We start from the raw sequence: 23,780 nt of genomic DNA on the forward strand, positions 1-23,780 counted from the left end.
CTGGACGTGGCCGACCGGCGAAGCTCAATGAGCGACGTCGGTCCCCAGGATCGCTGCGAGCAGCCGACCTTCCAGCTCCGCGAGTTCAGGATTGCCGTGTCGGCGCGGATGCGGATAGGGAATAGCCAGGTCAAGCGCAACCCGCCCCTCGTCGAGCACGATGACACGATCCGCAAGATGTACGGCCTCGCTGACATCGTGCGTTACGAGCACTGCGGTAAAGCCCAGTTCTTGCCAAACGCGATTGAGCAGCTCCTGCATGCTGATCCGCGTCAAGGCATCGAGCGCCCCGAGAGGCTCATCAAGCGCCAGAACGCCGGGCCTGCTGACAAGCGCCCGCGCGAGAGCGACACGCTGCCGTTGCCCGCCGGAAAGACGGGCCGGCCAGTCGGCGGCCTTCTCCGAAAGCTGCACCTCGGCAAGCGCGGCCTCGGCCTCGGCACGAGCTGCTCGCTTGTCGATCCCTTCCCCGAGACCGACTGCCACATTCTCCGCGACATCGAGCCAGGGCAGCAGGCGCGGCTCCTGAAACACGATCCGCGCATTCGCCTCGGCATCGGCGCCGTCGGCGTTCTCGAAATGCAGACCGCCGCTTGTCGGTTCGTCGAGGCCCAGAAGGATCCGCAGAAGGGTACTCTTCCCGCAACCGCTCTTGCCGATCACCGCGACGAACTGACCGGCCGGAATGTGGAGGTTGATGCCGCGCAGAACGCGGTTGCTGCCGAAGCTCTTCTCGAGCCCGTTCACCGTAATAGCCACGGCCCCAGTGCCGGCAGGCACACTGCGATCGATCTCATATTCTGCCTCGTTTGCAGCCCCTTGAAACCGCTCATGCGCGACGATGGTCATGCGCCTCTCCTACTTCTGGTAAACCGGGTTCCACTTGAGCGCGCGGCGCTCGAGACTGCGGGCAATGACGTCTGCAAGTTTGCCGAGGACGGCGTAGATCACCAGCGCCAGCACCACGACATCCGTCATCATGAACTCGCGGGCGTTGTTCGCCATATGGCCGATGCCTGACGAAGCTGCGATCGATTCCGAGACGATCAGCGTCAGCCACATGATGCCGAGCGCATAACGCAGACCGACGAAGATCGACGGCAGCGCACCGGGGAAGATGATCTTCCGGAACAAGGTCCAGCTTCCCATCCCGTAGACCTTGCCCATTTCGATCAGATCGCGGTCGACGTTTCGAACGCCGTGATAGGTGTTGAGATAGACGGGAAACAGCACGCCGAGCGATGTCAGGAACAGCTTTGACTCTTCTCCGATGCCGAACCACAGGATCACGAGCGGGATCATTGCCAGATGCGGGATCGTCCGCAGCATCTGCAGCGTCGTATCCGTCAGTTGCTCCGAGATTTTCGAGACGCCGTTGGCGATGCCGAGAAGGAAGCCGATGGAGCCGCCGACCAGCAGACCGGCAAAGGCGCGAGCGGCGCTGACCAGAATATCATGCGGAAGCTGTCCGGTGACGGTCGTCGACCAGAAGGCTGCGGCCACGTCGACGGGCGATGGCATGATGCGGGAGGAAATCCAGCCGACCGATGATGCAAGCTGCCAGGCCGCGATGATCGCGATCGGTACGAGATACGGCAGCAGCCGTTCGCGCCCCGGGAGCGATATGCTCGGTCTCGCCCTGCCCTCCGCGCGTTCGGTCAGTGCGCGGCCGATTGGCGTATCGAATGTCGACATGAGATTTCCTCGCTAGTGCTGCTTTCGCGGGGTCAATCGAAGCCTCACGCAGATACCCTCAGCGTGATCGTGATTGCGCCGCCGGCGGCAAGCAGGCGGCGCAGAAAAGAGCAGGTCAGGAGCCGGAAACGACTTTGAGATTGCCGCCGTGGCTACCGCCGCCAAAGACCTGATGCTTGCCGAAATCGGACTGGAAGCCGTGGCGTTGCTCCTGGCGCGTGATCCCAAGCTCGGGGAACAACAGTTCCGCAACACGGTATGCCTCCTCAAGGTGCGGGTAACCCGAGCCAATGACGGTATCGATGCCGACGTCCTGATATTCGCGCAGACGGGCGGCGACCGTTTTCGGCGAGCCAACCAGCGCTGTGCCTGCGCCAGCGCGCACCAGGCCGACGCCGGCCCACAGGTTCGGCGAGACTTCCAGCTTGTCCCGCCGGCCACCATGCAATGCCGCCATGCGCTTCTGGCCAACAGAATCGGATTCGTTGACGAACCGCTCCTGCGCCTCGCGTATCGTTTCGTCGTCAAGCTTCGAAATCAGCCGGTCGGCTGCTGCCCATGCCTCTTCATCCGTCTCGCGGACGATGAAATGCAGGCGAATACCGAAGCTGACGTCGCGGCCCTTCTTCGCTGCGGCGGCACGTACCTTCTCGACCTTTTCGGCGACCTGTGCGGGTGGTTCGCCCCAGGTCAGGTACTTGTCGACGCGACCGACCGAGAAGTCGATGCCGGCATCCGAGGAACCTCCGAAATAGAGCGGCGGCCGCGGGTTCTGCACCGACGGGAAGCCCAGTCGCGCGTTCGTCGCCTTGATGTACTTGCCGTCATAGCTGGCGACACCCTTTTCGAGCAGTTCTTGGAAAACGGTAAAGAACTCATCGGCATGAGCATAGCGCTCGTCATGCGCAAGATGAATTCCGTCGCCGGCAAGCTCGGCAGGACTGCCGCCGACAACGATGTTCAGCAACAGGCGCCCGTTGGAGATCCGGTCCAGCGTCGTCGTCAGGCGCGCATAGTAGGCCGGCGACGCAGTGCCGGGTCGAATAGCCACGAGGAATTGCAGCTTTTCCGTCTTGGCAGCGAGTGCCGCCGCCGTGACGAAGGATTCTTCGCAGGCAACGCCTGTGGGCAGCAGGACGCCCGAATAGCCCAGACGATCGGCGGCCTGAGCGATCTGCGTGAGGTAGCCGATCTCGGGAGCCCGCGTCTGCTCATCCGAGCCCAGATAGGCGCCGTCACCTGACGTCGGGATGAACCAGAGGAAGTTGATGGGATCGTGTTTGCCGGTCATGGACGGTATTTCCTTATTGTCGGACTGAAATCAGCTTGCTTTCGCGCGCCAAACGATATCGCCGGTGTTCAATTGCTTCGGCACGATACCGAGCTTGTAGAACTCGTCGGCAAGTGCCTGCTGGTAGGCTGCGGCGGCGTCCGTCACGCCGGACACGCTGCCGAGGTCGGCGCCCGCACGCGTCAGCGTCACGCGTGTCACCTCAGGCGGCACGCCGGTAATTTCGGACAGTTCCTTCACTGTCGCATCGAGATTGCTCTGCGCGGAGCGGCCGACCTGTGCGAGTTCGTCAAGCACATCGACAATGACCTGCCCGTTCGCATCCGTGAACTCGGCGTTTGCAAGGAAGAAGCTGTAGGAGTCGACGATGCCCTCAGCAGTCGCCAGAACCCGTGTTTCCGGATCGGCTTCGGCGATTGCGAGGTACGGATCCCAGATCGACCAGGCATCGATGCTGCCGTTCTTGAAAGCGGCTGCAGCATCCGGCGGCGCGAGATCCACGCCCTGCACGTCCTCCGGCGTCAGCCCCGCCTTGCGCAGTGCTTTCACCGTAACATTATGCGCGCTCGAACCGCGCTTGAAGGCGACCTTCTTGCCTTTCAGGTCTTCCAACGTCTGGATCGGCGAGTCTTTCTGAACAAGGATCGCCGAGCCTGCTGAACTTCCGCGGTAGACGCCGACATAGTAGAGATGACCACCGGCGGCCTGAGCAAAGAGCGGAGGCACATCACCGGTTGCGCCGAAGTCGAGCGCCCCGGCACCAAGCGCTTCGAGCAACGGCGGACCCGAGGTGAACTCCGACCAGCTGACGGTGATGCCGCGGTCAGCGAGCCGCTTCTCCAGCGCGCCGCGCCGCTTGGCCAGCGCGAGCACACCGTTCTTCTGCCAGCCGATCCGAAATTCGGTTGCTGCCGCACGCGCACCTTTGATGCCCGGGAGCAAAGCCGTGGCCGCAGCCGCGCCGAAAAGTCCCAACGTTTGACGTCGTGAAATCATGGTCGTTCCCTCTTTGGGAGTCGGTCGTTCTCGCCGCTCCAGCGTTTCAAGTTTCCCAATCTTGATAAAACCCATCAAATCGATCGACATTTATAATTATTATCTTTGAGCGCCCGCAGGATTATCCGAACCAGCATTCGCCGCTTTCGGGGAAAATTTTTCCGTCTCGACGTCACTGGCACTCCGACGACTTTCCGCGCGCCATGGTTTCGGCTAATCCTCATGCCCTCATTCGGGAAAGGATAGACACATGGCAAAAGTCGCATTCATCGGTCTTGGCGTGATGGGGTTTCCCATGGCGGGCCATCTCAAGGTGAAAGGCGGCCATGAGGTCACGGTCTACAACCGGACCGCATCGAAGGCGGCTGCGTGGGCGGAGAAGTTCGGCGGCAAATCGGCCCCAACGCCTGCGGAAGCTGCGAAGGACGCAGATTTTGTCTTCACCTGCGTCGGCAACGACGACGATCTCCGCTCGGTGACAACGGGCGAGAACGGTGTATTCGAAACCATGAAGCCGGGTGCGATCCTGATCGACAACACGACCGCAAGCGCGGAAGTTGCCCGCGAGCTTGATGCGGCGGCGAAAGGCAAGGGCTGCGGCTTCATTGACGCGCCTGTATCGGGCGGACAGGCAGGCGCCGAGAACGGCGTACTGACCGTCATGTGCGGTGGTGATGAAGCCACTTACGACAAAGCGAAGCCTGTGATCGATGCCTACGCCCGCATGGTCGGCCTCATGGGAGCGGCCGGCGCCGGCCAGCTGACCAAGATGATCAACCAGATTTGCATTGCCGGTGTCGTCCAGGGCTTGGCGGAAGGCATTCATTTCGGCAAGCGCGCCGGCCTCGACATCGAGAAGGTCGTCGAGGTCATCTCCAAGGGTGCTGCCGGCTCATGGCAGATGGAAAACCGCCACAAGACAATGAACGAAGGCAAATACGACTTCGGCTTCGCCATTGACTGGATGCGCAAGGACCTCGGGATCGTTCTTAGCGAAGCCCGCCGCAACGGTGCCAAATTGCCCGTCACGGCACTCGTTGACCAGTTCTACGGTGACGTCCAGGCCATGGGCGGCAATCGCTGGGATACCTCATCTCTCCTGGCTCGCCTGGAAAAATGATCGGGCCCTCCTCCAGCGCAGCCGAACTGATCGCGCATCTGCAAACGCTGCGCTCGGAGGAGAACATATCGGGCATGGCGCGCTTCGGCATCGTCACCGAAACCGCGCTTGGCATCTCCAATCCGAACCTTCAGAAGATCGCCAGGATGGCGAAGCGAGATCACGCCCGCGCGCAAAAGCTCTGGCAAAGCAAGATACGCGAGGCCCGCCTGCTCGCGCTCTATACGGCCGAACCGAAGAAACTCACGCCGAACTTGGCGACAACATGGGCCGATGACTTCGACTCGTGGGAAATCGTTGATAGCGCTGCAGACCTCTACGTGGAGGCCCGACTTGAAGCGCTGATCCCTCAATTTGCGGCCGACGATCGCGAGTTCGTTCGACGAGCCTCCTTCGCGATGATTGCCAGCGCCGCCGTCCACCTGAAGCAGGAACCAGACGCAACGATACTTGCCTGGCTGCCGCTCATCGAGGCACACACCGGCGACCCGCGCAACTTCGTCCGCAAGGCCGTGAACTGGGCACTGCGAAACATCGGCAAACGCAACCGGCATTGCCACGGTCCTGCGTTGAAGCTGGCAGGGAGCCTTGCCGCTTCGGACGACAAGACGGCCCGCTGGATCGGCAAGGACGCCGTCCGGGAACTAGCGAGTATGGCGGTCATCGCAAGGCTCGAGCGAAAGTCCGCTGCAACCTGATCAGCATGGGCCGCTGAAAAGCAGTGGGCGAACAATCGCGCCAGCCCACTGCATCTTCTGCGCCTACTCTACCTGCCTCATTTCTGAATGCAGGTATCGACGGTATCCTTCGTGCACTCATCGAGGCCGGTGAAGACAGGGTCTTCCACCGGCTTGCCGGCGATCAGGTCCATCATGACAGATGGTGCCTTGTAGCCCATTTCGAACGGCCGCTGCCCGACAAGTGCCGTCACGAGACCTTCCCTGGCGATCGCGACTTCATCACCGATCGTATCGGCCGCACCGATCACGAACTCGTTCTTGGCGATCTTCTCGGCCATCGGCTTGAATAGGTCGCGATAGGGCTGTGGCGCGCCGAACAGCGGCCAGCCGCCCATGATGCCAAAGGCATCAAGATCGGGATTGGCTGCAAGAATATCCGTCATCGCCTGAACGCCCTTGGCGCCGTCATCGTTGGTGAAGACCGGGCATCCGGCAACTTCTGTCCAGCCGCCCTCGCCCTTCAGCTCGGTCAAGCCTTTCTGGCCGGTCAGGGTGTCACGCATCCCCTGGGCACGGCGCAGAATGTTGTCAGCGCCGGGATTGCCTTCGATCGTGCAGATCTTGCCGCCACTCGGTTTCGCCTTCTTGATGTAGTCGCCAATGCGTGCGCCCATCAGATAGTTGTCGGTTCCAAGATAGGTCTTGCGCAGTGCAGAGTCCTCTGCGGCAAGGTCGGCATCCAGGGTCATGACAGGCACTTTTGGACTTGCCGTCTTCAGCGTCTGCGCGATCAGCTTGGCATTCGACGGAGAAATGGCGATTGCGGCCGTTTCCGCCTTGCCCAACATGTCCTGAACGATCTGCGCTTCGCCGGCTTCATCGGATGTCGATGCAGGGCCGGTGTACAAGCATTCATATTCCGAGTCCGGATTTTCCTTGTTCCACTTCTGGCAACCTTGGTTGATCGCCTCGAAGAACGGGTTGTCCAGCCCCTTTACGACTATCACCAGCTGCTTCTTGGCCGCCAGGGCCTGCCCGGCCGTCAGCGCCAGCACCGCGACTGTAAGCAATAATGCCTTCCTCATTGCTGCTTCCTCCCATTAAAGAATGGCGAACGCCATCGTCCGCCACATGATCAACCCGGATACCAGACGATGCGTGGATCCTCCTCCGAACGCACATACCCCCAGGCCGAGTCGATAAGCATTTCCAGATCATAGACGGGCCGCCACCCGAGCAGGTACTTTGCCTTGCTGTTGTCCATCCAGTTGGAATGGAACTCGCTCGGTATGTCGACCGAGCCGAGTTCACGTGTACGCGCAAGGTGTGCCGCGACCTCGCCGTAGTCGACGGGCCGGTCCATGCAGATATTGAAGAGTTGACCCTTGGCGCGAGGATTGTCGAGCGCTGCGAGGATCGCGGAGACAAGGTCGTGAACATGGACGAAATTGCGCTTCAGCGGCCTGCCATCGGCATCCCTCAGCAACGGAACGGTACCCTCGCGCGCATAGCGTTCCGCGTCCGCCTGCGGAACGAGTGTCTTCCAGTCCGGGCCTCCGAAGACGTCGGCGCCGAATGACAACGTAAACTTGAAGTCGTCCTTCTCCATGATCCAGGGCGCCCGCAGACAGCAGCCATTGATGCCGTACTGGATCTGGAACTGCTCCAGCATTACCTCTTCCAGCACCTTCGACAGCGCATAGCAGCCAGGATAGGCCCGGTGCGGCGTGGCCTCCGTGATCGGGCCGTCATGGCGATAGAAGAAGTGCCCGATCCCCGCATCGCCACCAGTGAGAATGAATTGCCGAGCGGAGGCGCTCTTCCTGAACTCCTCGAGCAGCCAGAAGAGTCCCTTGACGGTGACGTCCATGACATCTTCGGGCGTTTCCTTGCAGGTCGCGAGATGAACGACATGCGTTACATCTTCAAGCGCCTTCGCCACCGCCTCGCGATCGCTGATCGAGCCACGCACGGCTTCAACGCGCTCGGATTCCGGGCACAAGCGATTATGACAAAGCGCGCGAATGCGCGCCTTTGAAAATCGCGGATCGTCGAGCAGCCCAGCGATGAAGTTCTGCCCGACCTTGCCCGTCGCACCGGTCACAAGGATCAGCATGTTTTCCTCCGCAAACAGCTAATATACAGAGACTTCTACGCGTCAATGAAATTGTACTACAAAACAAATAATTGTAGCACAGACCGTAAATTAGCGACATCCGATTGACGGTTTCGCACGGTTCTGGGTAAATGCTGAGAACGCTCGCAGGGAGGAAACTGGCGGGCGAAATCGCGCCTCGAAACGAGGTCACGGCTTTGGGAGGCTAGACGGCTGGTGGCAGTTCTCGAGCTCGCCAACATCTCAAAACATTTTGGCGCCATACAGGCGGTCAACGACGTATCGTTCTCGCTGGAGGCGGGAGAAGTCGTCGGGTTGATGGGCGACAACGGCGCCGGCAAATCCACACTGGTAAAAATGATTGCCGGCAATTTTCGCCCGAGCCATGGAGCGATGCGGCTCGACGGCAAGGACCTCATACTGCATCGACCGGTCGAAGCCCGTCAGCGAGGCATCGAGATCGTCCACCAGGACCTGGCGCTCTGCAATAATCTGACAGCAGCCGCCAACGTCTTTCTCGGCCGCGAGATCCGAAGTGGTTTCGGTCCCCTGCGCATCCTTGACTACAAGACGATGTATACGCGCGCCGGCGAGCTCTTCAAGGAGTTGAAGTCCGAGACACGACCGCGAGATCTGGTGAAGCAGATGTCCGGCGGCCAACGCCAGGCTGTCGCAATCGCCCGCACCATGCTCGCAGAGGCAAAGCTCGTACTCATGGACGAGCCGACCGCCGCCATCTCGGTACGCCAGGTTGCCGAGGTTCTTGCGCACATCCGTCAACTGCGCGATCGCGGTATCGCAGTCATTCTCATTAGCCACCGCATGCCCGATGTCTTCTCGGTTGCCGATCGCGTGATTGTCATGCGGCGCGGACGCAAGGTTGCCGACAAGCAGATCGCAGCGAGTTCGCCGGAAGAAGTCACCGGACTCATAACAGGTGCAATCGAACAAGTGTGATTGGCACACGGCAGAAAGTGTAAGCGAAGGTCACCATGGCAATAACCCTCGATCAGACGATAGCGCAGAAACAACGAAACTGGCTGTCGTCAGTCTTCGCAAGCCAGACGTTCTGGGTCCTTGTTGCCGTCATCCTCGCCTGCATCTTCCTGTCTTTTGCCACCAGTTCCTTCGCTACACCCACCAATCTCTACAACATCACCCGCAACGTCACCTTTGTCGCGATCATTGCACTCGGCATGACTCTGGTCATCATTACCGGCGGCATCGATCTGTCGGTCGGGTCGGTCCTCTGCCTGTGCAGTATGGTTCTGGCAGTCACGATGCATGCCGGATACGGAATCGGGATCGGCATTGCGGCATCGATCGGAACAGCGCTCATCATCGGCGCATTCAACGGTCTCCTGATCGCTTATCTAGGATTCCCGCCCTTCGTCGTCACCCTCGGGATGCTGTCGATTGCCCGCAGCCTCGCGATGGTCGCCTCGAACAATACCGTCGTCTTCCAGTTCGGTCCGGATCACGACAAGCTGCTGGCACTAGGGGGCGGAGCTTGGCTCTTCGGCATCGCCAATCCCGTACTCTACATGGCTGCGCTGGCGCTTCTGACCGGGTTTGTGCTGCGCTGGACACGCTTTGGCCGCTACGTCTTCGCCATCGGCGGAAATGAACACGCCGCGACGCTGACCGGTGTGCCCGTCAGGAAGATCAAGGTCGCGGTCTATATGATCTCGGCCCTGTCGGCCGGCGTTGCCGGCATCATCCAGACGGGCTGGCTTGGCGCCGTGACGACGAACATCGGCGCGGGCATGGAGCTTCAGGTCATCGCCGCAGCCGTCATCGGCGGCGCCAATCTTGCCGGCGGTGTCGGTACCGCCTTCGGCGCCATCGTCGGCGCGGCCTTGATCGAGGTGATCCGAAACAGCCTCGGCCTTCTCGGCATCAACGCCTTTTGGCAGGGAACCTTCATCGGCGGTGCGATTGTTCTCGCAGTGCTGTTCGACCGATTAAGGAACCTGCGGCAGAGCGAGTAGCCGGGAGCCGCAGGTGACTACAAGGGCGCTCAGTCCTCGTTCGACTTCGCGTTGTCGAGGAGCATGTAGTCCAGCGGCAGCTGCGTCGAATACTTGATCTGCTCCATTGCAAAAGCAGACGACACGTCACGGATCTCGATCTTCGCGATCATCCGCTTGTAGAAGGCGTCATATGCGGCAATGTCGGGCACGACAACGCGCAGGAGATAGTCGACGTCACCGCTCATGCGATAGAACTCGACCACCTCAGGGAAATCGGCAACCACTTCCGAAAAGCGTCGCAGCCACTCGATAGAGTGCGTTGCCGTCCGGATCGAGACAAAGACCGTGACCTTGGTGTTGACCTTTTCCGGATCGAGGATGGCGACACGGCGCTTGATCACGCCGTCCTCTTCCATCTTCTGGATGCGCCGCCAGCATGGCGTCGTCGAAAGCCCGACCTTCTTTGCAAGATCGGCAACGGCCAAAGTCGAATCTTCCTGCAGCAGGCGCAGGATTTTACGGTCAAGACGGTCCATCTGGAAAAGCCCCTTCGAATTTATTTTCTCTGTATAGCGCGATTCCGGCAGTTTCAAAGAATTTTGTTTCAGCCAAGCAGAGTTTGCACTTGCTCGCGCAGGACCGGCAGCAGCTCTGCTTCGAACCACGGATTGCGTCTTATCCAACCGGTGTTTCGCCAGCTGGGATGAGGAAGCGGTAGAATTGCCGGGGAGCGAGAGCAGGACAGCGACATGCGCCAGGCGCGCACGGTTTCCGTCATGTTTTCACGCCGCGTCACCCCCATGTGCCAGGCCTGCGCATATTGACCAATGGCGAGCACGAGTTCGACCTGCGGCATGGCCGAGATCACTCTCGCCCGCCAATGCGGCGCGCATTCCCGTCGCGGCGGCAGATCACTACCCTTGGCGTCATAACCTGGAAAACAGAAACCCATCGGCACAATGGCGAAGCGATCGCGGTCGTAAAACGCTTCCCGATCGACCTGCAGCCAGTCGCGCAGGCGGTCACCGGATGCGTCGTTGAACGGCAACCCGCTTTCGTGAACCTTCAGACCCGGCGCCTGTCCGGCGATCAGTATCCTTGCCTTCGACGATATCACCACGACCGGACGCGGCTCGTGCGGCAGGCGAGCAGTCGCTCCACCAAGCGGCGTGTCTCGACAGATGCGACAGGCCGCAACCTCATCCCGAAGCGCGTCGAGAGTACGCTCCGCCACTTCGCTCTTCCCCGTCACCAGCCGAGCCACCCCATCAGGCCCCGACTATCCGAACGTGGCGCATGGTCGCGAACATTGCGAGGCATCTCGAATCTGCCGCCCCATAACCCGACTCGGTCAGCACGCGCCCGCGCCTCTTCATCGCCATAGGCGCCATAGGATACGGCCATGCCCCTTCGCACCAACGCGGCGTTGATATCAATGTCGCCGGCATGACAGATAACAAGCAAGCGATCGAAGCGATCCCGCTCGCTGCCACTGCATTGCGTGTCGACCCGGGCGACAAGTTCCTGAAGCGCCCGCTTGGCCTCCTGGCCGCAGGCCCATGCAACGCCTGCCCGTTCGCAGGATTGGCTGAGTTCCGGCGCATCGATGCCGGAGAGCCGCATACGCTCCGCGCCAACATTCAGGCTGTCGCCATCCGCAGCATGGAACTGCCCGGAATGGACAGTTTCGCCTCCATCGTTGAGCTTGGCGGCAATCAGCCAAAGGAATGCCAGCAGGGCCAGTGCCGTCACGCCGTCGCGCATCACCCGCATACCGCGCGCCACGCTTTCGCCTCCTTGAAAAACAAATCCTTGGCAAAGATGCCTAACACGATCTTAAGGATTGCGGTCTAGGGTTTAGACAACCGCGGATCAAGTTTCAACGTGCACAATGAGTACCGGCGTCAGCACATCGACCGATAAGAACATCGTCGACAAATCACGCAGCCACCGAAACAAGCCTGTCACGAAGGCTGTTCGGTTGACGCGGGAGCGACTCCAGTCGAGTCACACTGCCAGCGGCGCCTTCGATCGCGACGTGCTCGTGATGTATATCAATGCCGTCCTCCAGGGCGCGTCGATCGTCCCCCTCTTCGTGATCATCATTGCGGCTCTCGGCGCCTACCTGACGGAAAACACCCAGATTTTCCTCTGGGCGCTGCTGACATTGACGGCCCATGCCGCAAACGTGTTCATTGCGCGGCGCGCGCGCGGCCAGGAAATAACGGCGACGACCGCCCGCAAATGGCGCCGTGTTCTCCTGCTTGGCCAATTCATGGTCGGATGCTGCTGGGCCGTTTTCGCGCTGCAGGACTGCACCGTCTGCGAACCGTCCAGCTTCGTCCTCTACAAGGGGGCAACGCTGCTCATAGCCCTTTCGGTCACGGCGATGTCAAACTTCATGTTGACGCCGTCGGTCCTGATCACTTTCGCACCGGTCGTTTTCGGCCTGATCGCCAAGGCGGGGCTCTCCCGGGAAATCCTCGAAGTCAGCCTGACCGCGATATTCACCACGACGGTCATCTTCTTCAACTATATCAGCGACCGACTGTTCCAATCCAACCTGAAGATCCTTGCCTTTCAGGCCGAAAAGGACGATCTGATCGCCGAGTTGGAAGTCGCGAAGTCGATGTCGGATGAAGCCCGCCGCCGGGCGGAGGAAGCAAACCTCGCAAAGTCGCGCTTTCTCGCCTCCATGTCGCATGAACTGAGAACTCCGCTCAATGCGATTCTGGGCTTTTCGGAGGTGATGTCCGCCGAGGTGATGGGGCCGTTGAACAACCCGACCTACAAGGAATACACCAGCGACATCCACCGCTCGGGCGAACATCTCCTGAACCTCATCAACGAGATCCTCGACCTGTCGCGCATTGAGGCCGGCAAATACGAGCTGAGCGAGGAAGCAATATCGCTGCTCAACATCTCGGAAGATTGCATCGGCATGGTGCAGCTGCGCGCCCGCAGCAAGAACATCACGATATCACAGCAGTTCGAGCCGGAGCTGCCAGCCGTTTGGGCTGACGAGAAATCGCTTCGCCAGGTCATCCTCAACCTTCTATCGAACGCCGTGAAGTTCACGCCGCAAGCCGGCGAAATCCACGTCAAGGTCGGCTGGACGGCAGGCGGCGGCCAATACATCTCCATCAAGGACAACGGCCCGGGCATTCCCGAGGAGGAAATACCGGTGGTTCTGTCGGCCTTCGGCCAGGGGTCAATTGCGATCAAGAGCGCCGAACAGGGCACTGGCCTCGGCCTGCCGATCGTTCAGGCGATCCTCGCCAAGCACGACGGCCAGTTCATCCTCAAATCGAAGTTGCGCGAAGGCACCGAAGTCATTGCCATCCTGCCTTCCAAGCGCGTCCTGCAGACCGTGCCGGCTGTCGAGGATACCCAGGCGGTTTCCCGCAAGCGCCGCAGCTTCGCGTGAGCGATTATCTGACGATTCGCAGAAAATCGTCGCTCGTCGCAAAATCCTGAAGATCGCTGTCGTAGGCACTGGCCTCAGCCAGGGCCAACAATCTCGCCTTATAGTTGGCATCAAGTTGAACAGTCTTCTGCACTGCGTCAAGCGCTGCCCGCCTCGTAGAAAGCAGCTCGACTTCAGGGGCGCGGGCGTCCTGTAAGGCGTGATGCTTCTGCCCATAGGCCGCCGACATCAGAAACCAGTATCGCGCGAGCTTGACCGCCGGGGTGGTGACAAGTTTGTTGCCGAGTTCCAGTGCTCGGCTATATCCAACCACTCGACAACAAGCACGGGGCATGGACTGTCTCAGCCAAACAGCAAATGCTTCCCGATCGTGAACAGCAGGAACACACCGCAGGCAACGATCATGCACAGCACGGCGAAGGAGCCGAGGTCCTTGGCATGCTTGCCCACCATCGAGATTTCGGGTGAGATCCGGTCGATGACCTCTTCGATGGCCGTGTTCAGCGCCTCGACGGCAAAGAGTGCCAGAAACAGCACGACTGCGATCATCAATTCCGCAAGCGTCGCGCCGACGGCGATCAGCAGGATCAGTGAGACCGCGAAGAACAACAGTTCCTGCCGGAACGCGGCCTCCTTGATCAGCCGCCGAAAGCCGCCGAGCGAATAGCTGGCGGCTGCAAAAAAGTGGCTGATGCCTGTGAGTTTTGTCACGGCAGGTTTCATTAGGTGCCCTCGTCGTCCTTTCCCTCAGTCAGAAATTGCGAATACCGGTTCACGGTCCCCGCGGCAAGAACTCTGTCATCAACCTGTCACAAACCTGAAGCGTCAGTGGCTGCTACTGACACCCGCCTGGGAAAACGTTGCCATGCCGGAATGGCACGCAGCAGCAGCCTTGACAATGCCAGCGGCAAGCGCGGCCCCGGTGCCTTCCCCGAGACGCATCCCAAGCGCCAACAGTGGCGTCTTGCCGAGCATCTCGATAGCGCGCAGATGCCCCGGCTCTCCGGAGACATGTCCGATCAGGCAGTGATCGAGCGCTGAAGGATTGGCAGCCTTCAGGATGGCGCCGGCCGCGGTTGCGACATAGCCGTCGATCAGCACTGGAATCCGCTCGACGCGTGCGGCAAGGATCGCCCCCGCCATCGCCGCGATTTCGCGGCCGCCGAGCCGACGCATGATTTCCAGCGGATCGTCCAGGTGATCGCTGTGCAGCGCCACTGCCTTCTCGACGGCTGCAATCTTGCGCTCCAGCATCTCACCTTCGGAACCTGTTCCGGGGCCAACCCAATCACGCGCGGTGCCGCCGTAAAGCGCATAGTTGATCGCAGCCGCAATCGTCGTGTTGCCGATCCCCATCTCGCCGATGCAGAGAAGATCAGTACCGCCAGCGATTGCTTCCATGCCAAATGCCATGGTCGCCGCGCAGTCACGCTCGGACAAGGCAGGTTCTTCCGTGATGTCGCCGGTCGGATAGTCGAGCGCGAGATCGAAGACCTTCAGGCCGAGATCGTAGGCCACGCAGATCTGGTTGATCGCAGCGCCACCGGCTGCGAAATTCTCGACCATCTGCTGCGTCACTGCTGGTGGAAACGGTGTGATACCCTGCCTGGTGACTCCGTGGTTGCCTGCAAAGATCGCCACCAACGGCCGGTTCACCGCCGGCGCCCTGCCCGTCCACGCAGCCAGCCAGAAGGCAATTTCCTCGAGCCGGCCAAGCGCACCGGGCGGCTTCGTCAACTGCGCATCACGCTCGCGCGCCGCTACAAGGGCCCTCGCATCCGGCCCCGGCAGATCGCGGAGAAGTGCCCGGAAATCGTCGAATGGCAGGCCTGAAACGCTCATGGACGCGGTTTCCTTGTCTTGGTCGATAACTTGTCTTTTCGCTGCAAATCAGCTTCTTTCGTCGCACTCTCTTAAAGGCAGCGGCGGAGGCGAACAACTCCAAAAGCGCTGCTGTTGGTCATGGGGCTGGGGTCAAGAATGAACATCGGAAACTATGCGGTCGACGTCGCACGCGCCGTTGCCTTCCTCAGCCGCATTCCGATGCCGCCATCCACCTTTGTTGGCTTCGACGGCAAGCTCGACAGAGCCTCTCGCGCCTTTCCGACGGCAGGCATTGTCATTGCGCTCCTGCCTGCACTTGTCTTCCTCGTCATGCTCAGCCTGCATGCGGACCGGCTGATGTCGGCTTTCGTTGCTCTCGCCATTCAGGCGGCGTTGACGGGTGCGCTTCATGAGGATGGCCTGGCCGACTGCGCGGACGGCCTCGGCGGTGGGCGCGATCGCGATCACGCGCTGTCGATCATGAAAGACAGCCGCATCGGCACCTATGGCGCCATAGCCTTGATCCTGTCGTTTGCGATCCGGGCGGCAGCACTCGCTGCCATCGCACGCGCCGCACCGCCGTGCGCCGCCGCCCTAACTATTCCCGCAGTTGCCTGCATCAGCCGCGGCGCGCTTGTCTGGCACTGGCATCGGCTGCCATCGGCAAAACCCGACGGTGTGGCCGCCGCCGCGGGAAAGCCGGGCGAAGGCGCGATGCACATGGCGCTTGTCTCTGGTTGTGTTTTGGCGGCCCTGCTTCTGTGGCCGAGCCTCGGCCTCCTCCCTCTCGTCTGCGGCCTTCTTGGCTGTGGCCTGTCGACCATGGCCTTCACGCAGTTCATCAAGCGCAAACTGGCCGGCCATACGGGCGATACACTGGGCGCCGCCCAGCAGATTTCGGAGATCGCCGCCGTCTGCGCCCTTGCCATGGCCCTGTGAAATCTCGATATAAGTTGCATGCAAACACCCTGCATTCATGTCTGCTCCATCGCTCCCGAAACCGACCTCTGCAGGGGTTGCGGTCGGACCTTGGCCGAAATCGGTGGTTGGACGTCTTTCTCTGACGCTGAACGCCGGCGACTGATGGCTCTCTTGCCCGCACGGCTCCTTGAAAGTGGACTGTGCACACCGCCTCAGCCCGCGATATCGGCCACAACGGAGTAGCGTGTATGAACCGCCTGACGATTGTCCTTGCGATCCTTGGCCTGGGACTTGCCGTACTCATATTCAGCGACGACACAAGTCGGATCTTCGGCATGAGGACCGACGATTTCGGCCGCGTTGTCTATCTGCTTCCGATCGCGTTGATGTTGGCCGCCGGCGTTTGGGCGCGGCGCACGAGCGCCAGCGAGACGCTGCGCAACCTGATGATCTGGCTCGTGCTGATCCTCGGCCTGGCGACCGTCTATCTCTATCGGCAGGAGGCGCTTGACGTCGGCAACCGCTTGCTCGCCGGCCTCGTGCCCGGCCGTGCCGTGGTCGTGACCACCAGCGAGGGAGGCCGGGAGGTGATCCTGCATAAACTCCTGAACGGCCACTACGAGGCCTATGTCACCATCAATGGCCAGAGCATTTCGATGCTGGTGGATACCGGTGCCAGCATGATTGCGCTTTCCCGCGAAGATGCGGAACGCGTCGGCATCAACCCTGACAATCTCGACTATACGATGAGCGTCATGACAGCCAACGGTCGCGCCCGCGCCGCCCGCGTGACGCTGTCCGAGGTCGCGATCGGCCCGATCGTTCGCCACAACGTTCCCGCGAGCGTCGCGCAGGATGGAAAGCTCGACCAGAGCCTTCTCGGCATGAGCTTCCTTTCCACCCTCAGCTCCCTGCAGATCCAGACCGACGAGTTGAGAATGCGGGACTAGGCGGTGTGGACAAATTCCCGCTGTCGGCTGGCGTCCGATCAATCTCCGCGAAACCACTCTGTGGCGACGATAACTTGCTCAGCATGCTCTGGAGAGCGGAAAGGTCCCACCATCCTACCCTCATGTCGTGCTCTGAATTCCGTTCCACCCACCCATTCGCTTTCGAGCAAGTAAGTTTGCCCGTTGTCGAATTTGCGAATTTCTGCGGAGCGTTTTCCATCTTGGGCTGTAGAGCGTGTTGGCAACCTGATACATTGCTTTGTCGAGCGAATTGCCGCTCGACCCGCCAAACAGTTTCTTCCACCAGCCCATCGTTCAACTCCTGAGATCAGGCACTTTATCGAATAGTCGTGGAATCTCCTGCTCTTGTAAAACGATCAGCGGTGCCTGCCGTACGGCGCATTTCAACGTAGACAGTCGCCTGTTTCGCTCCCTCGAACCCAGCGAATGCTCAGTAGTCCCAGACGGCCGGCACCCACCGAAAATGGTCGCCATCGACCGCCACATGGCAGACGCACGGGAATGGCAGGTGACTGGCCACCAGCGGTTCGCGGTTCGCCGCCAACTCCCGCAGAAGGCCAACCCGAACACGCGCCGCCTCCTCGGGGTCATGTTCGAAACCGTTATGCCAGTCGGGATGGTCGAATCCGACCGCGAACACGAGATCCCCGGCAAATGTCAGACGGTCGCCGCCGGAGGCCAGACGGACCACGCTATGGCCGGGGGTGTGGCCGCCGGTCCGACGGACGACAACACCCGGTGCTACCTCGTACTCCTGATCGAACGGCCGCAACTGGCTCCGGTATTCGTCCACGAACCGCTTGGCCGTCCGCTGAAGCACGTCAGGTATTGGCGGGGGCATGGCGGCTCGGGAGAAATCTGGGGACTCCCAGAATTTGAGCTCCGCAGCAGCCACATGGATCCGAAGACCCGGACGCAGCTGCTCCTTCACCCCATCGGCAAGGAGCCCGCCAACGTGGTCCATATGCATGTGGGTAAGCACCACATCAGTCACTGAGGCAAGATCGATGCCGGCGGCCTCGAGTCGCTGGACCGTCTGGCCAGCCCGCGGGAAATCCGGAAACTCTACCCCCAGTCCGGCATCGATGAGTATGGTCTGTCCTCCACTGCGGACCACGATCACGTTCAGCGGCCAATCGAGCACATCCGCGGGCAGGAACATATTGTCCAACCAGGCCGTCCTGACGGACGGCGGGGCGTTGGTGGCCAAAACTGGGGCTGGAATTGGCATCACGCCATCGCTGATCACCAGCACGTCGATCTCGCCCACCTTCAGGGCATAGCGCGACGGAACCAACTCGTCGGACCCTGGCCCACCGGGGCGTGAAGTGTTGTCCACACTCATGCTTGCCTCCCGCTAACCGCCTTATAGTCATCGCTGAAGGTATCACATCTTGGGGGCGACGTCTTTTACACCCCACGGCAAGATCATCCAGCCGACCGCGGCACCTGTGCCGTGCTCGGCTGTTTCGTCGGAGCGATCAAGTCGATCGGGCTAGCTCCGCAACCTGTATCCCGTCTTGAAGATCCACCCCAGCGTTCCCAGGCAAATCGCCAGGAAGATCGAAATCATCCCGAGGCTCACCAGCGGGTTGACGTCGGCGATGCCAAAGAAGCTCCAGCGGAAGCCGCTGACGAGGTAAAGTACCGGGTTGAAATGGCTGACCGTCTGCCAGAAGGGTGGCAACATGCTGATCGAATAGAAGCTTCCGCCGAGGAACGTCAGCGGCGGCACGACGAGCATGGGAATGAGGTTCAACTGCTCAAAGTTGGTCGCCCAGATGCCGATCATGAAACCGAACAGGCTGAAGGTGATCGCCGTCAGCAGAAAGAACAGTACCATCATCACCGGATGCTCGATCCTGACATCCACGAATATGTTCGCCGTCAGCAGGATGATAACCCCGATCATCAGTCCCTTCGTCGCGGCCGCGCCGACATAGCCGATGAGAATCTCGGTCATGGCCACCGGCGCCGACAAGACCTCGTAGATCGTGCCGGTGAACTTCGGAAAGTAGATACCAAACGATCCGTTGCTGATGCATTGGCCAAGCAGCGTCAGCATGATCAGCCCCGGTGTAATGAACGCGCCGTAGGAGACGCCCTCCACTTCCTGGATCCGCGATCCGATCGCCGCGCCGAAAACGATGAAATAGAGCGATGTGGAAATAACAGGCGAAACGACGCTCTGCAGAAGTGTCCGGCGCGTGCGCGCCATTTCGAAGAAGTAGATGGACTTGATGGCTTCGACGTTCATTTCGCTCCTCCCACGAGCGCCACGAAGATGTCTTCCAGCGAGCTCTGCTGCGTCGAAAGATCCTTGAAGTGAATGTTGTGCTCGCCGAGCCGCGTCAGCAGGGAGGCAATGCTCTCCTGCTCGTTCTGGGCATCGAAATCATAGATCAGGCGGCTGCCGTCCGCCGCAAGCGACAGACCGTTGCCGGCGAAACGCTCCGGGAGCGCCTGCAGCGGCTCGTTCAACTCGAGAATGAGCTGTTTGCGGCCAAGCTTCGCCATCAGCGCTGTCTTGTCTTCGACCAGAAGCAGCTGCCCGCCGTTGATGACGCCGACGCGGTCCGCAATCTCTTCCGCCTCCTCGATGTAGTGCGTCGTCAGGATGATTGTGACTCCGGAGCGCCGGAGGTTTTCGACGACATGCCACATATCCTTGCGAAGCGTCACGTCCACGCCCGCAGTAGGTTCGTCCAGGAACAGGATCTCCGGTTCGTGCGACAGCGCCTTGGCAATGAGCACGCGCCGCTTCATGCCGCCCGACAGTTGCCGGAGCATGTTGTCTTTCTTGTCCCAGAGGGAAAGATCGCGCAGCACCTTCTCGATATGCGCTGGATTGGCTCGCTTGCCATGCAGCCCGCGCGAAAAGCTCACGGTATTCCACACAGTCTCGAACTGATCGGTCGTCAGCTCCTGCGGAACGAGCCCGATCAGCGAGCGCGTTGCCCTGAAATCCCGGACGACATCATGACCACCAACGGTTACCGTGCCGCCGCTCGGATTGGCAATACCGCAGACGATCGAAATCATCGTCGTCTTGCCCGCACCATTCGGTCCCAGCAAGGCCAGAATCTCACCCCGCTCGACATCAAGATCAATGCCCTTGAGCGCCTGGAATCCGTTGGCATAGGTCTTTGTAAGATTTCGGATAGAAATGATCGGGGCCATAAAGGGCTCTTCTGACATCTGCGGCGGGTTTGCTGGTGCGGCGGGTATTGCTCGGCGCTATATATCCGCTTTGAGTAGTTTTGACATCCCGGCACAGATGAACAGAGTATTCACTGCCATGAAAACGCCCCTGGAAGGAAAGGCCATTCGCGCCTGTGGGAAATTCAGGAGGCGGCGAGATGTCATCAACCGGTGATATTCATCAGCCATAAAGACGGCGAGGCAAGCAACCGCTCTCCGTCCCGCCGCACCCCTTGCGGAGCAGCCGTCCGAGCGATCTCGTTACGCTCGAATGCTTCCTCGACATTGAGTGAAGTGCGTTACCAGTCATTACAGACCTGACCCGGCTGGGACCCGCCGCCCATGCCGCGTTCACCTTGGGCCGGCCTTCGCGCCGGCCTTTCCTTTCTAGTCGCAATAGACCCTGCCGCCCTTGCGCGCCCTCAAATCGAAGTGGAAATGGTTCCAGTGCTCCGGATTGCTGCCGGGTCCGAGCACGGTATTGAAGTACTTGCAGCTATCGCTGCGCACGGCCTGCAATAGCCGTCCTTCGCGGAACGAGAACAACCCCTTCTTGCGCACGTCGATCGAGCGTCCGCTTTTCAGGACGAACTTGCCGACATCGATTGCGTTGCCGCGAGCATGTTCCGACATCGGGTTATAGCGCTGCCTGCTATTGTTCATGCGGCGGCAGCTATATCCGCCCAGGGGCTGAATGGTCTTGATGCCCGACCAGTAGCGAAAGCGGGCTGAAGGCGCGAGCTCGTTTTTGACCCATTTGGCAAAAGCAAGCGTCACCTGGCAATTCAGTGTCACCGCTGGCCGAACGCCGATATTACCGGAGAGTCCCCGCAGGGAAACCGGGTACGGCACCTGGCAGGCCGGTCCGTTCGAGATCGGCGGCTTCTCGGAATAAACCACGCCCATCCGCTTCAATTCACGGCGGCAGGCAAGCTCCGAGGCCGGCATCACGCTCGGATCAACGGGGGCCGCCGGCTCACTCATCATCGGTGCGGTCGGGTTGTTCGGTCGCAGCATGGCGACCTCCTGCTCCTCGTTCTCCTCGGGCACACGTGCCGGAGCAACCACTGGCCTTCCATCGTTCCAGACGGGCGCGCTGCTCATCTGCGCTTGCGCCGCCGGCGCCGGGATGCGCGCACGGTTAAGCTGAGTGGGATTTTCCGTACCGATCCCATCAACGACGGGCTGATCGGACTGCCCCTCGGCAATCTGTTGCTGTTGTTCCTCGGCAAGACCGACAACAGGCTCGGCTCCAAGCTCGGCGTCCATGTTGACGCCACCCTCAGGCACCGCGAGCGGCTGCGTTCCTCCCCAGGTCGAAGGCTGGTTGCGAAGAGAGCCGGCCGCGCCCTGCGCCCCGGCCACCGCTTCGTCGCTGTCGATCATCGGCAACCGCCCGGCCTGCGCAGGCGCCCGCAGCGTCTGCCCGCCGCCTTGTCCCGTTCCGGCGAGATTGGGCGTATTGAGGTAATCGACGTTGCCGGCCGCATCGCTGACCGGTGCATTCGCAACGGGATAGGCCTGCTCAATAGGCACTGCCTGTATCGGTGCGGCCGCACGTCGCTGTGTCGGCGAGATCGACCCCACCCGCGTACCGTTGTCCACTTCGCCGGGCGGGACGAGACCATCGGTAGAACACGTCACCAGTGCCGTGGAGAGCAGCACTGGCAGCACGTATTGCCGAAATATGGAAACAAGCGCCATGCTCTCATCGCTTCCGAGGAACGGCAGGAATCTAAAACTTAAGCTGAAATTTAATGAGGAACGGTGAACGAAAGCTTACCTCGCGTCTGCTTTGAGGCAGAAGCCGAGTCGAAAAGCACGTACGGACATGCCTATACGGACGCCAAGAATGTCCCGACTTGGGCATCGCGCATGCGACTCGGGCACAGTGCCCAACACGAAATCTTAAGTCATTCCAACGATTGTAGATTAGGCCGTCTAACGTTGGGTCGGACATGAAGCTCCTCGCCGCTTTCGCCAAAATCGCTAGCCGCCTGCCAACGCTCCGGTGCCACAGCGAGGCTGCCATCGAGGCACTCCAGCGCACTCTCGCGGAAAAGCAGCAACGGCTAGACCTACAGGCAGTCGCCCTCGCCCATAGCCGCAAGATATTCGATCGTTCCTCGGAAGCAGCAAGGATCGGCGTGTGGGAATGCAGCCTACCTGACAACAGCCTTGTCTGGACCAGGATGGTCTACGATTTGTTCGACATGCCGCACGACGCCGATCTCGATCGCGGGGAGATCCTGAAATGCTACTCTAAAGAGTCGCTGTTGGAGCTTGCTCGGCTGCGCACCCGCGCCATCGAGGAACGCAGCGGCTTTACACTCGACGCCGAGATCGTGACACCGAAGGGCAATACCCGCTGGATTCGCATTACAGCCACCGTCGAATCTGAAGGTGATGTCCCCGTCCGCATCTTCGGGATGAAGCTCGACATCACGACCGAGAAAATGATGTTCGACCAGATCCGCTATCTCGCCGAGTTCGACACCCTGACCGGCCTGCCAAACCGCGCGCAGTTTCAGTCAGCCCTGCGGCACCTGCCCCTGCGCGAATTCGGGTGCAACGCCCCTGCGCTCCTTCTCATTGACCTCGATGGCTTCAAGGGCATCAACGACACCTTCGGCCACAAGGCCGGCGACGAGTGCCTCAAGGAAACTGCGGAGCGGCTGTCGACCGCATGCAAAGGAGCGGAACTCGTGGCTCGCATCGGCGGCGACGAGTTCGCGGTGCTCGTCTGCGGCTATGACAGCGCCGATGCCGTCGCCGCGCTCGCTGAACGGATCGTCCAGAGCCTTGGCCGCTTCATCGAGCGCGACGGCACCAGAATGCATGTAGGTGCGTCAGTCGGCGTCGCCTTCTTCGACCTCTCGCTGCGCTCCGATCTCTTCGGTTGCGCCGACTCCGCGCTCTACAAGGCCAAAACTGAGGGGAAGAACCGATTCCATGTACATGAGGCGCCTGTGGACGTCGATAATCGAAAGATGGACGCCGCCTAGCCTCTGCACACTCCGCCCGCAGGGTCCTTGTCTCATAAGACCCGCGACGAGTCCCCGCCTCTGAACTATGATGCGGACACGCTGTCCCGAGGTCGGTGGCGGCGCGCAACGGGGAGGTCTACATGACAGACGGCAAGACCTTGGCCGGCACCGGCGCGGTCGACACTGCGCTATTGATCGGTCGACTGCTTCTCGCCTGGATATTTCTCCACGAAGGCAGCTCGCTGGCGCTGAACTTCTCCGGAGCTGTCGAGGCGGTCGCCCCGTTGGGCGTAAGTGCCCCGCTGCTGGTTGCAACGATCATCCTCCAGATCGGGGCCGGCCTGTCCATCGCCACTGGACTATTAGCCCGCGTCGGCGCCTCCGCTCTCGGCCTGTTCTGCATCGCGACGGCGACGTTGTTTCACACCAACTTCAGCGATCAGAACGAACTTCTTCATTTCGAAAAAGACCTCGCCATTGCCGGTGGCATGTTTGTATTGGCAGCCGCCGGGGCCGGCAGCCTATCGCTCGATAGCTGGTTGGGCAGACGTTGATTACAGCCGAAGCCCCGCGTCTAA

25 protein-coding genes and 1 pseudogene are annotated in these 23,780 nt (G+C 60.6%); 10 read left to right on the forward strand and 16 right to left on the reverse strand.

Going from position 1 to position 23,780, the window contains the following annotated elements; genetic code table 11:
- Positions 1 to 24: 24 nt before the first annotated feature.
- The 4 genes from JNB88_RS15910 to JNB88_RS15925 all read right to left on the reverse strand — a co-directional run bounded on the left by JNB88_RS15910 (position 25) and on the right by JNB88_RS15925 (position 3,982).
- The gene (locus tag JNB88_RS15910) at positions 25 to 849 is read right to left on the reverse strand and encodes an ATP-binding cassette domain-containing protein (RefSeq protein ID WP_220356289.1); all 825 of its coding nucleotides are present in this window, start codon (positions 847 to 849) and stop codon (positions 25 to 27) included.
- A gap of 9 nt (positions 850 to 858) precedes the next feature.
- Complete coding sequence (locus tag JNB88_RS15915; protein WP_220356290.1) at positions 859 to 1,695, reverse strand: ABC transporter permease subunit; 837 nt, start codon at positions 1,693 to 1,695, stop codon at positions 859 to 861.
- A gap of 115 nt (positions 1,696 to 1,810) precedes the next feature.
- Entirely contained in the window at positions 1,811 to 2,986 is a 1,176-nt protein-coding gene (gene ssuD, locus JNB88_RS15920) for an FMNH2-dependent alkanesulfonate monooxygenase (protein WP_220356291.1), read from the reverse strand.
- 30 nt (positions 2,987 to 3,016) lie between these two features.
- The gene (locus JNB88_RS15925; protein ID WP_037129189.1) at positions 3,017 to 3,982 is read right to left on the reverse strand and encodes an aliphatic sulfonate ABC transporter substrate-binding protein; all 966 of its coding nucleotides are present in this window, start codon (positions 3,980 to 3,982) and stop codon (positions 3,017 to 3,019) included.
- A gap of 244 nt (positions 3,983 to 4,226) precedes the next feature.
- Here JNB88_RS15925 and JNB88_RS15930 point away from each other — a divergent pair.
- Positions 4,227 to 5,102: pseudogene (locus JNB88_RS15930) on the forward strand (NAD(P)-dependent oxidoreductase); the annotation flags it as partial.
- Positions 5,099 to 5,800: a DNA alkylation repair protein gene (locus tag JNB88_RS15935; protein WP_220356293.1), complete on the forward strand. Its 702-nt coding sequence runs from the start codon at positions 5,099 to 5,101 to the stop codon at positions 5,798 to 5,800. The pseudogene JNB88_RS15930 and the gene JNB88_RS15935, both read left to right, overlap by 4 nt.
- Positions 5,801 to 5,877: 77 nt before the next feature.
- Here the strand turns inward: JNB88_RS15935 and JNB88_RS15940 are convergent, their stop codons facing one another.
- Together JNB88_RS15940 and JNB88_RS15945 are read right to left on the reverse strand one after the other, a co-directional pair.
- The gene (locus JNB88_RS15940; RefSeq protein WP_220356294.1) at positions 5,878 to 6,867 is read right to left on the reverse strand and encodes a sugar-binding protein; all 990 of its coding nucleotides are present in this window, start codon (positions 6,865 to 6,867) and stop codon (positions 5,878 to 5,880) included.
- Positions 6,868 to 6,917: 50 nt separating this feature from the next.
- Positions 6,918 to 7,898: an NAD-dependent epimerase/dehydratase family protein gene (locus JNB88_RS15945; RefSeq protein ID WP_220356295.1), complete on the reverse strand. Its 981-nt coding sequence runs from the start codon at positions 7,896 to 7,898 to the stop codon at positions 6,918 to 6,920.
- A 213-nt stretch (positions 7,899 to 8,111) separates the two neighbouring features.
- Between JNB88_RS15945 and JNB88_RS15950 the strand changes: the two genes are divergently transcribed.
- On the forward strand, positions 8,112 to 8,855 hold the full coding sequence (locus JNB88_RS15950) for an ATP-binding cassette domain-containing protein (protein WP_037128413.1): 744 nt from the start codon (positions 8,112 to 8,114) through the stop codon (positions 8,853 to 8,855).
- A 35-nt stretch (positions 8,856 to 8,890) separates the two neighbouring features.
- Complete coding sequence (locus JNB88_RS15955) at positions 8,891 to 9,889, forward strand: ABC transporter permease (protein WP_220356296.1); 999 nt, start codon at positions 8,891 to 8,893, stop codon at positions 9,887 to 9,889.
- Positions 9,890 to 9,918: 29 nt separating this feature from the next.
- Here the strand turns inward: JNB88_RS15955 and JNB88_RS15960 are convergent, their stop codons facing one another.
- The 3 genes from JNB88_RS15960 to JNB88_RS15970 form a co-directional block, all read right to left on the reverse strand.
- Complete coding sequence (locus JNB88_RS15960; RefSeq protein ID WP_037129191.1) at positions 9,919 to 10,407, reverse strand: Lrp/AsnC family transcriptional regulator; 489 nt, start codon at positions 10,405 to 10,407, stop codon at positions 9,919 to 9,921.
- Positions 10,408 to 10,475: 68 nt separating this feature from the next.
- Positions 10,476 to 11,105, reverse strand: coding sequence for a uracil-DNA glycosylase family protein (locus JNB88_RS15965; protein WP_220356297.1), 630 nt, complete (start codon positions 11,103 to 11,105; stop codon positions 10,476 to 10,478).
- Positions 11,106 to 11,119: 14 nt separating this feature from the next.
- Positions 11,120 to 11,656 carry a thermonuclease family protein gene (locus tag JNB88_RS15970; RefSeq protein WP_220356298.1) on the reverse strand — a complete coding sequence of 179 codons (537 nt, stop codon included), beginning with the start codon at positions 11,654 to 11,656 and terminating at the stop codon, positions 11,120 to 11,122.
- A 106-nt stretch (positions 11,657 to 11,762) separates the two neighbouring features.
- Between JNB88_RS15970 and JNB88_RS15975 the strand changes: the two genes are divergently transcribed.
- Positions 11,763 to 13,298 carry a sensor histidine kinase gene (locus JNB88_RS15975; RefSeq protein ID WP_037128419.1) on the forward strand — a complete coding sequence of 512 codons (1,536 nt, stop codon included), beginning with the start codon at positions 11,763 to 11,765 and terminating at the stop codon, positions 13,296 to 13,298.
- Between the two features lie 4 nt (positions 13,299 to 13,302).
- On the opposite strand, the gene JNB88_RS15980 is transcribed toward JNB88_RS15975, so the two are convergent.
- From JNB88_RS15980 to cobT, 3 genes are all read right to left on the reverse strand, one after another.
- On the reverse strand, positions 13,303 to 13,632 hold the full coding sequence (locus JNB88_RS15980; RefSeq protein ID WP_220356299.1) for a hypothetical protein: 330 nt from the start codon (positions 13,630 to 13,632) through the stop codon (positions 13,303 to 13,305).
- An 8-nt stretch (positions 13,633 to 13,640) separates the two neighbouring features.
- Positions 13,641 to 14,021: a diacylglycerol kinase gene (locus JNB88_RS15985; RefSeq protein WP_037128424.1), complete on the reverse strand. Its 381-nt coding sequence runs from the start codon at positions 14,019 to 14,021 to the stop codon at positions 13,641 to 13,643.
- 102 nt (positions 14,022 to 14,123) lie between these two features.
- Complete coding sequence (gene cobT / locus JNB88_RS15990; RefSeq protein WP_220356300.1) at positions 14,124 to 15,140, reverse strand: nicotinate-nucleotide--dimethylbenzimidazole phosphoribosyltransferase; 1,017 nt, start codon at positions 15,138 to 15,140, stop codon at positions 14,124 to 14,126.
- Positions 15,141 to 15,278: 138 nt separating this feature from the next.
- Between cobT and JNB88_RS15995 the strand changes: the two genes are divergently transcribed.
- From JNB88_RS15995 to JNB88_RS16005, 3 genes are read left to right on the forward strand one after another with little or no spacing between them, the layout of a single operon-like run.
- Positions 15,279 to 16,061, forward strand: coding sequence for an adenosylcobinamide-GDP ribazoletransferase (locus JNB88_RS15995; RefSeq protein WP_220356301.1), 783 nt, complete (start codon positions 15,279 to 15,281; stop codon positions 16,059 to 16,061).
- 18 nt (positions 16,062 to 16,079) lie between these two features.
- A complete protein-coding gene (locus JNB88_RS16000; protein ID WP_220356302.1) occupies positions 16,080 to 16,286 on the forward strand; it encodes a DUF1289 domain-containing protein in 207 nt (68 codons plus the stop codon).
- Positions 16,287 to 16,291: 5 nt separating this feature from the next.
- Positions 16,292 to 16,993, forward strand: a complete 702-nt coding sequence (locus JNB88_RS16005; protein WP_037128427.1) for a TIGR02281 family clan AA aspartic protease — start codon at positions 16,292 to 16,294, stop codon at positions 16,991 to 16,993.
- 451 nt (positions 16,994 to 17,444) lie between these two features.
- Here JNB88_RS16005 and JNB88_RS16010 read toward each other — a convergent pair whose 3' ends face one another.
- From JNB88_RS16010 to JNB88_RS16025, 4 genes are all read right to left on the reverse strand, one after another.
- Complete coding sequence (locus JNB88_RS16010; RefSeq protein ID WP_220356303.1) at positions 17,445 to 18,359, reverse strand: MBL fold metallo-hydrolase; 915 nt, start codon at positions 18,357 to 18,359, stop codon at positions 17,445 to 17,447.
- A gap of 150 nt (positions 18,360 to 18,509) precedes the next feature.
- Positions 18,510 to 19,271 (reverse strand): ABC transporter permease, encoded by a 762-nt coding sequence (locus JNB88_RS16015; protein WP_037128431.1) that lies wholly within the window; start codon positions 19,269 to 19,271, stop codon positions 18,510 to 18,512.
- A complete protein-coding gene (locus JNB88_RS16020) occupies positions 19,268 to 20,194 on the reverse strand; it encodes an ABC transporter ATP-binding protein (RefSeq protein WP_220356304.1) in 927 nt (308 codons plus the stop codon). Before JNB88_RS16020 ends, JNB88_RS16015 begins: the two co-directional genes overlap by 4 nt.
- A gap of 408 nt (positions 20,195 to 20,602) precedes the next feature.
- Positions 20,603 to 21,919, reverse strand: a complete 1,317-nt coding sequence (locus JNB88_RS16025) for an extensin-like domain-containing protein (protein WP_220356305.1) — start codon at positions 21,917 to 21,919, stop codon at positions 20,603 to 20,605.
- A gap of 509 nt (positions 21,920 to 22,428) precedes the next feature.
- Between JNB88_RS16025 and JNB88_RS16030 the strand changes: the two genes are divergently transcribed.
- Together JNB88_RS16030 and JNB88_RS16035 are read left to right on the forward strand one after the other, a co-directional pair.
- Positions 22,429 to 23,220, forward strand: coding sequence for a GGDEF domain-containing protein (locus JNB88_RS16030; RefSeq protein ID WP_223217220.1), 792 nt, complete (start codon positions 22,429 to 22,431; stop codon positions 23,218 to 23,220).
- 122 nt (positions 23,221 to 23,342) lie between these two features.
- Positions 23,343 to 23,756, forward strand: coding sequence for a DoxX family protein (locus JNB88_RS16035; RefSeq protein WP_220356307.1), 414 nt, complete (start codon positions 23,343 to 23,345; stop codon positions 23,754 to 23,756).
- The last annotated feature ends 24 nt before the right edge of the window (positions 23,757 to 23,780 follow it).

The sequence above is a fragment of the Rhizobium cauense genome (genome assembly GCF_019511525.1).
GTDB lineage: Bacteria > Pseudomonadota > Alphaproteobacteria > Rhizobiales > Rhizobiaceae > Rhizobium > Rhizobium cauense.